The 6,496-nt window shown below is 43.4% G+C and carries 6 protein-coding genes and 1 rRNA gene; all 7 read left to right on the plus strand.

What is annotated here, in order from left to right; all coding sequences use genetic code 11:
• Window positions 1-241: 241 nt before the first annotated feature.
• Entirely contained in the window at window positions 242-1,060 is an 819-nt protein-coding gene (gene folP / locus KHA97_RS23680; protein ID WP_213127262.1) for a dihydropteroate synthase, read from the plus strand.
• Complete coding sequence (gene folB / locus KHA97_RS23685; RefSeq protein WP_213127263.1) at window positions 1,053-1,418, plus strand: dihydroneopterin aldolase; 366 nt, start codon at window positions 1,053-1,055, stop codon at window positions 1,416-1,418. The genes folP and folB overlap by 8 nt, the downstream gene beginning before the upstream one ends.
• On the plus strand, window positions 1,415-1,942 hold the full coding sequence (gene folK / locus KHA97_RS23690) for a 2-amino-4-hydroxy-6-hydroxymethyldihydropteridine diphosphokinase (RefSeq protein ID WP_213127264.1): 528 nt from the start codon (window positions 1,415-1,417) through the stop codon (window positions 1,940-1,942). The genes folB and folK overlap by 4 nt, the downstream gene beginning before the upstream one ends.
• Window positions 1,894-2,109 (plus strand): helix-turn-helix domain-containing protein, encoded by a 216-nt coding sequence (locus tag KHA97_RS23695; protein WP_213127265.1) that lies wholly within the window; start codon window positions 1,894-1,896, stop codon window positions 2,107-2,109. Before folK ends, KHA97_RS23695 begins: the two co-directional genes overlap by 49 nt.
• Before the next feature lie 48 nt (window positions 2,110-2,157).
• Window positions 2,158-3,150 carry a tRNA dihydrouridine synthase DusB gene (dusB, locus tag KHA97_RS23700; protein WP_213127275.1) on the plus strand — a complete coding sequence of 331 codons (993 nt, stop codon included), beginning with the start codon at window positions 2,158-2,160 and terminating at the stop codon, window positions 3,148-3,150.
• An 87-nt stretch (window positions 3,151-3,237) separates the two neighbouring features.
• Window positions 3,238-4,725 (plus strand): lysine--tRNA ligase, encoded by a 1,488-nt coding sequence (lysS, locus tag KHA97_RS23705; protein ID WP_213127266.1) that lies wholly within the window; start codon window positions 3,238-3,240, stop codon window positions 4,723-4,725.
• Window positions 4,726-5,043: 318 nt separating this feature from the next.
• Window positions 5,044-6,496: ribosomal RNA gene (locus KHA97_RS23710) — 16S ribosomal RNA — on the plus strand; the annotation flags it as partial.

The following is a 6,496-nucleotide window of genomic DNA, read 5'->3' on the forward strand; positions in this document are numbered from 1 at the left end:
CGTCCTGTCTAGCTCCAGGCGCCAGCCCCTCGAGGTCAAATAACCTGAGTCAATAAAAGTCAAAGACCGGACTTTTTTGACTCAGAACATTTGCTTGCCGGAGGCCCGTAGGATGCGGGTCAGGAAGGCGTTGCAACAGGACGTTGCGCCCTTAGCCTTCCTTCTTTTGATCGGGCGCCTTCCGCTTTTCTTATAAAAAGGTTATTCTAATGAAATAAGAAATAAAAAAGGTGTGAACAAAATGAAATGCGGGTCATATGAACTACAATTTAATAAAACATTAATCATGGGGATTTTAAATGCTACGCCTGATTCTTTTTCAGATGGCGGCCGCTACAACAATATAGAGACGGCAGTTCAACATGCAGTTCAGATGGTGGCAGATGGAGCGGATATTATTGATATCGGCGGCGAATCTACGAGGCCGGGGCATGAACCTGTGCCAGCCGAAGATGAAATTGCCAGAGTCGTTCCGATTATTGAAGCGATAGCCGCTAAAGCAGCCATTCCCATTTCGATTGATACATATAAAGCGGAAACAGCAAAACGAGCTGTCGATGCGGGTGCCTCGATTATTAATGATATTTGGGGTGCGAAAAAGGACCCTGATATAGCGAGTGTCGCTGCTGATTATAACGTTCCGATTATTTTGATGCATAATCGTGAAAATCGCGATTATCAATCTTTTATTCGCGACGTGTTGAATGATTTGTATGAAAGTATATCCCTTGCGAAAAAGGCAGGGGTCGCGGATGACCAAATAATTTTAGACCCTGGTATTGGTTTTGCTAAGGATTATCATGAAAATATTGAGATGATGGCTAATCTGGACAAACTTGTTGGTCTTGGTTATCCAGTCCTCCTTGCCACTTCGCGTAAGCGCATGATTGGCACAGCACTCGATTTACCGGTGGAAGAGCGGATGGAAGGAACTGGGGCAACTGTTTGCTTCGGCATTCAAAAAGGATGTCACATTATGCGTGTCCATGATGTAAAAGAAATCAGTAGGATGGCGGCTATGATGGATGTTTTACTCGGGAAGGGGAATCATGATGGATAAAATCTATTTAAATGAATTGGAGTTTTACGGATATCACGGGGTTCTTCCCGAAGAAACCAAGCTCGGCCAACGATTTCGCGTAAATGTAGTCGCAGAAACAGATTTTAGAGAAGCGGGTCTAAACGACGACTTAGAATTAACGGTCAGCTATGCCGATATTTATTCACTATGTAAAGAAATTGTTGAAGGGAAACCATATAAGTTAATTGAAGCTGTTGCCGAACATATAGCGTCAGCAATACTAGAAAAATTCATGAAAATTGAGTCCGTTACAGTGAAAGTGATTAAACCTGATCCACCTATTCCAGGACACTATCATTCCGTTGCGGTAGAAATTACGAGGAAGCGAGCATCATGAAGAATATTGCGTATCTATCTTTAGGATCAAATATTGGAAATCGAGAAGAATTTTTAAAGCTTGCCTTACAAAAATTAAGGGAAGATGACAACGTAAATGTTGAGGCATGCTCCTCTATCTATGAAACAGATCCTGTTGGATATACGAATCAGGAAAATTTTTTAAATATAGCTGTAAAAATTACCACTTCTTATTCAGCCTTGCAGCTTTTGGAGCTTTGCTTGAAAATTGAACTCGAATTAGGAAGAATAAGGGAATTTAGATGGGGTCCAAGGGTGATAGACCTTGACATTTTATTGTATAATAAAGAAAATATTGAGATGGAGACTTTACAAGTGCCGCATCCTCGGATGACGGAGCGAGCATTTGTACTTATTCCACTTTTAGAAATAAATCGGAGCCTTGTGCTTCCGACTTTAAATACCCCTTTAGTCGAAGTTCTAGACGAAATACCTGATAAAGAAGGAGTTCGGTTATGGAAACAGATAAATGGGGAAGACGCATCCGCGCTTTTCGAAAGTTAAAAGGTTATACGCAGGAAGGACTTGCGAAAGATATAGCAATTTCCGTATCAGTTCTTGGCGAAATCGAAAGAGGTACCCGTCTGCCTTCTGAGGATATTCTATTGACGATATCAAACGTTTTAGGTGTGACAATCGAAGAATTGGCCCCATCAGAGGACGAAGATTAATCTTGTTACGATTTTGCTTGAATTAAGTAAGAAAAGGAGGTAGCTGAACTGTTAAAAATCGGAGATATCGAAATGAAAAATCAAGTTGTTCTTGCACCGATGGCGGGAGTATGTAATTCAGCATTCCGCTTAACGGTTAAAGAATTTGGCGCAGGGCTTGTGTGTGCGGAAATGATTAGTGATAAGGGCATTGTCCAAAAAAACGAAAAAACGATGAATATGCTCTATATCGATGAACGCGAAAAGCCGCTATCCTTGCAAATTTTTGGAGGAGAAAAAGAAACTCTTGTAGAGGCGGCAAGATTCGTAGATCAAAATACAAATGCAGATATAATCGATATTAATATGGGATGCCCTGTTAATAAGATTATTAAATGTGAAGCAGGAGCAAGATGGTTGCTTGAACCTAATAAAATTTACGATATGGTATCAGCTGTTGTTGAGGCAGTTGAAAAGCCCGTTACCGTAAAAATGCGTATCGGTTGGGATGACGAGCATATTTTTGCAGTAGAAAATGCCCAAGCCGTAGAGAGTGCTGGTGGTGCAGCAGTCTCCATGCATGGCCGAACTCGTGTGCAAATGTATGAAGGTGTAGCGAATTGGGATATCATACGTAAAGTTAAGCAATCTATTAATATCCCGCTAATTGGAAACGGTGATGTAAAAACTCCAGAGGATGCGAAGAGAATGTTGGATGAAACCGGAGTGGATGGAGTCATGATTGGACGTGCTGCTCTTGGAAATCCGTGGATGATTTATCAAACCGTAAAGTTTTTAGAAACAGGCGAATTAGCAGGTGAACCTACTGTTAAAGAAAAAATGGACGTATGCAAGCTACATCTAGATCGCTTAATCGCGCTAAAAGGAGAATATGTGGCGGTTAGAGAAATGCGCAAGCATGCGGCTTGGTACTTAAAAGGTATTCAAGGAAATGGTAAGATTAGAAATGCGATCAATGAATGTCTTACAAGATCCGAGCTTATCGATTTATTGGATTATATTACTGATGGTGCGGAAGTAAACGAAAAGCAAGCTGTTTAACATCGCTCACTACACTGCCAGTAACCGCTGGCAGTTGTTTTATTTTTTCAATTGCTTATTTTTATTAAATAGATGGGAGTGGTATATATGAGTCAAGAAGAATTGAATGATCAAGTGCGGGTAAGACGCGACAAGATGACTTCGTTGCGTGAGAGTGGAATCGACCCTTTTGGAAAAAGATTTGAACGTACTCATGATACGCAAGAAATAAAAGAATTATATGATCAACTTACAAAGGAAGAATTAGATGAAAAGTCTGTTTCTGTAACGATCGCCGGAAGGATTATGACAAAGCGCGGCAAAGGAAAAGCAGGTTTTGCCCATATTCAAGATCTTCCTGGACAAATTCAAATCTATGTTAGACAAGATGCTGTTGGAGAAGAACAGTATAATCTTTTCAACACAGTGGATCTTGGGGATATTGTTGGCGTTACGGGAACGGTTTTTAAGACAAAGGTAGGAGAACTTTCTATTAAGGCGCAGGAATTTACTTTATTATCAAAATCCCTTCGCCCTTTGCCTGAGAAGTTTCATGGTTTAAAAGATGTTGAGCAGCGTTATCGCCAACGCTATTTAGATTTAATCACGAACCAAGATAGTAAAGAAACGTTTATTTCGCGTAGTTTAATCATTCAAGCTATGAGACGCTACCTAGATAAGAAAGGCTTTTTGGAAGTTGAAACTCCAATGCTACACGCGATTGCTGGTGGAGCGGCAGCTCGTCCGTTCGAAACGCATCATAATGCGCTTGACATGCCATTTTTCATGAGGATCGCCATCGAGCTTCACTTAAAGCGTCTTATTGTTGGAGGTATGGAAAAGGTTTATGAAATTGGACGCGTTTTTCGTAATGAAGGTGTGTCGACAAGGCATAATCCCGAGTTTACGATGCTAGAGCTTTATGAAGCGTATGCTGATTTCCACGATATTATGGAGTTGACTGAAAATCTCATCGCGCATGTAGCTGAAGAAGTATTAGGCTCCACTACCGTCCAATATGGAGATCATGAAGTGAACCTTGCACCTAAATGGAAAAGACTGCACATGGTTGATGCCGTTAAGGAGTATACAGGTGTAGATTTTTGGAAAAATATGAATGATGACGAGGCGAGACAACTTGCCAAAGATCACGGAATTGAAATCACCGAACACATGACTTTCGGGCATATCGTCAACGAGTTTTTTGAGCAAAAGATAGAGGAAAAGCTTATTCAGCCGACATTTATTTACGGACATCCAGTTGAAATATCTCCGCTTGCCAAAAAGAATGAAGAGGATCCTAGATTCACAGATCGTTTTGAGTTGTTTATTGTCGGACGTGAGCATGCGAACGCATTTACGGAATTAAACGATCCTATTGATCAACGCGAGCGTTTTGAAAATCAATTGCGTGAACGTGAACAAGGCAATGATGAAGCTCATGAAATGGATGAAGATTTCATTGAAGCTCTAGAATATGGAATGCCTCCAACAGGAGGATTAGGAATAGGCATTGATCGTTTGGTTATGCTTTTAACCAATTCTCCGTCTATTCGCGATGTACTGTTATTCCCTTTAATGAGAAAACGAGATTAACTAAAAATCCCCGTTATTTACGGGGATTCTCTATTTGGAATAAAAGTTTTATATTTCCAATAAAAAAAGTGTTGCTACAATAATAAAATGGTGTTATATTATTATTCGTGCCTCCGATAGAGAGACAATAACTTAAATAGAGATTGAAAAAACATTTAAAAAAATTGTTGACATGACTTTTCGATTTTGTTATAATAGAAAAGTCGCCATCAGATGGCGCAGCGAAGTTTGATCTTTGAAAACTGAACGAAACGAACGTTAAATTATTTATTTTAAACAATGGTTTTTACCATTGCCAGCAATGAGCTAACAAACTACTTTTATGAGAGTTTGATCCTGGCTCAGGACGAACGCTGGCGGCGTGCCTAATACATGCAAGTCGAGCGGACCTGGGAGCTTGCTCCCAAAGGTTAGCGGCGGACGGGTGAGTAACACGTGGGCAACCTGCCTGTAAGACTGGGATAACTTCGGGAAACCGGAGCTAATACCGGATAACTTCTTTTCTCGCATGAGGAGAGGTTGAAAGACGGTTCTGCTGTCACTTACAGATGGGCCCGCGGCGCATTAGCTAGTTGGTGAGGTAACGGCTCACCAAGGCGACGATGCGTAGCCGACCTGAGAGGGTGATCGGCCACACTGGGACTGAGACACGGCCCAGACTCCTACGGGAGGCAGCAGTAGGGAATCTTCCGCAATGGACGAAAGTCTGACGGAGCAACGCCGCGTGAGTGAAGAAGGTTTTCGGATCGTAAAACTCTGTTATCAGGGAAGAACAAGTACCGTCTAACTAACGGTACCTTGACGGTACCTGACCAGAAAGCCACGGCTAACTACGTGCCAGCAGCCGCGGTAATACGTAGGTGGCAAGCGTTGTCCGGAATTATTGGGCGTAAAGCGCGCGCAGGCGGTTTCTTAAGTCTGATGTGAAATCTCGCGGCTCAACCGTGAGCGGTCATTGGAAACTGGGAAACTTGAGTGCAGAAGAGAAGAGCGGAATTCCACGTGTAGCGGTGAAATGCGTAGAGATGTGGAGGAACACCAGTGGCGAAGGCGGCTCTTTGGTCTGTAACTGACGCTGAGGCGCGAAAGCGTGGGGAGCGAACAGGATTAGATACCCTGGTAGTCCACGCCGTAAACGATGAGTGCTAAGTGTTAGAGGGTTTCCGCCCTTTAGTGCTGCAGCTAACGCATTAAGCACTCCGCCTGGGGAGTACGGCCGCAAGGCTGAAACTCAAAGGAATTGACGGGGGCCCGCACAAGCGGTGGAGCATGTGGTTTAATTCGAAGCAACGCGAAGAACCTTACCAGGTCTTGACATCCTCTGCCACCCCTAGAGATAGGGCGTTCCCCTTCGGGGGACAGAGTGACAGGTGGTGCATGGTTGTCGTCAGCTCGTGTCGTGAGATGTTGGGTTAAGTCCCGCAACGAGCGCAACCCTTGACCTTAGTTGCCAGCATTCAGTTGGGCACTCTAAGGTGACTGCCGGTGACAAACCGGAGGAAGGTGGGGATGACGTCAAATCATCATGCCCCTTATGACCTGGGCTACACACGTGCTACAATGGATGGTACAAAGGGCAGCAAAACCGCGAGGTCGAGCCAATCCCATAAAACCATTCTCAGTTCGGATTGCAGGCTGCAACTCGCCTGCATGAAGCCGGAATCGCTAGTAATCGCGGATCAGCATGCCGCGGTGAATACGTTCCCGGGCCTTGTACACACCGCCCGTCACACCACGAGAGTTTGTAACACCCGAAGTCGGTGGGGTAACC

Origin of the sequence: Lederbergia citri (genome assembly GCF_018343625.1) — a bacterium.
GTDB classification, from domain to species: Bacteria; Bacillota; Bacilli; order Bacillales; family Bacillaceae_C; genus Lederbergia; species Lederbergia citri.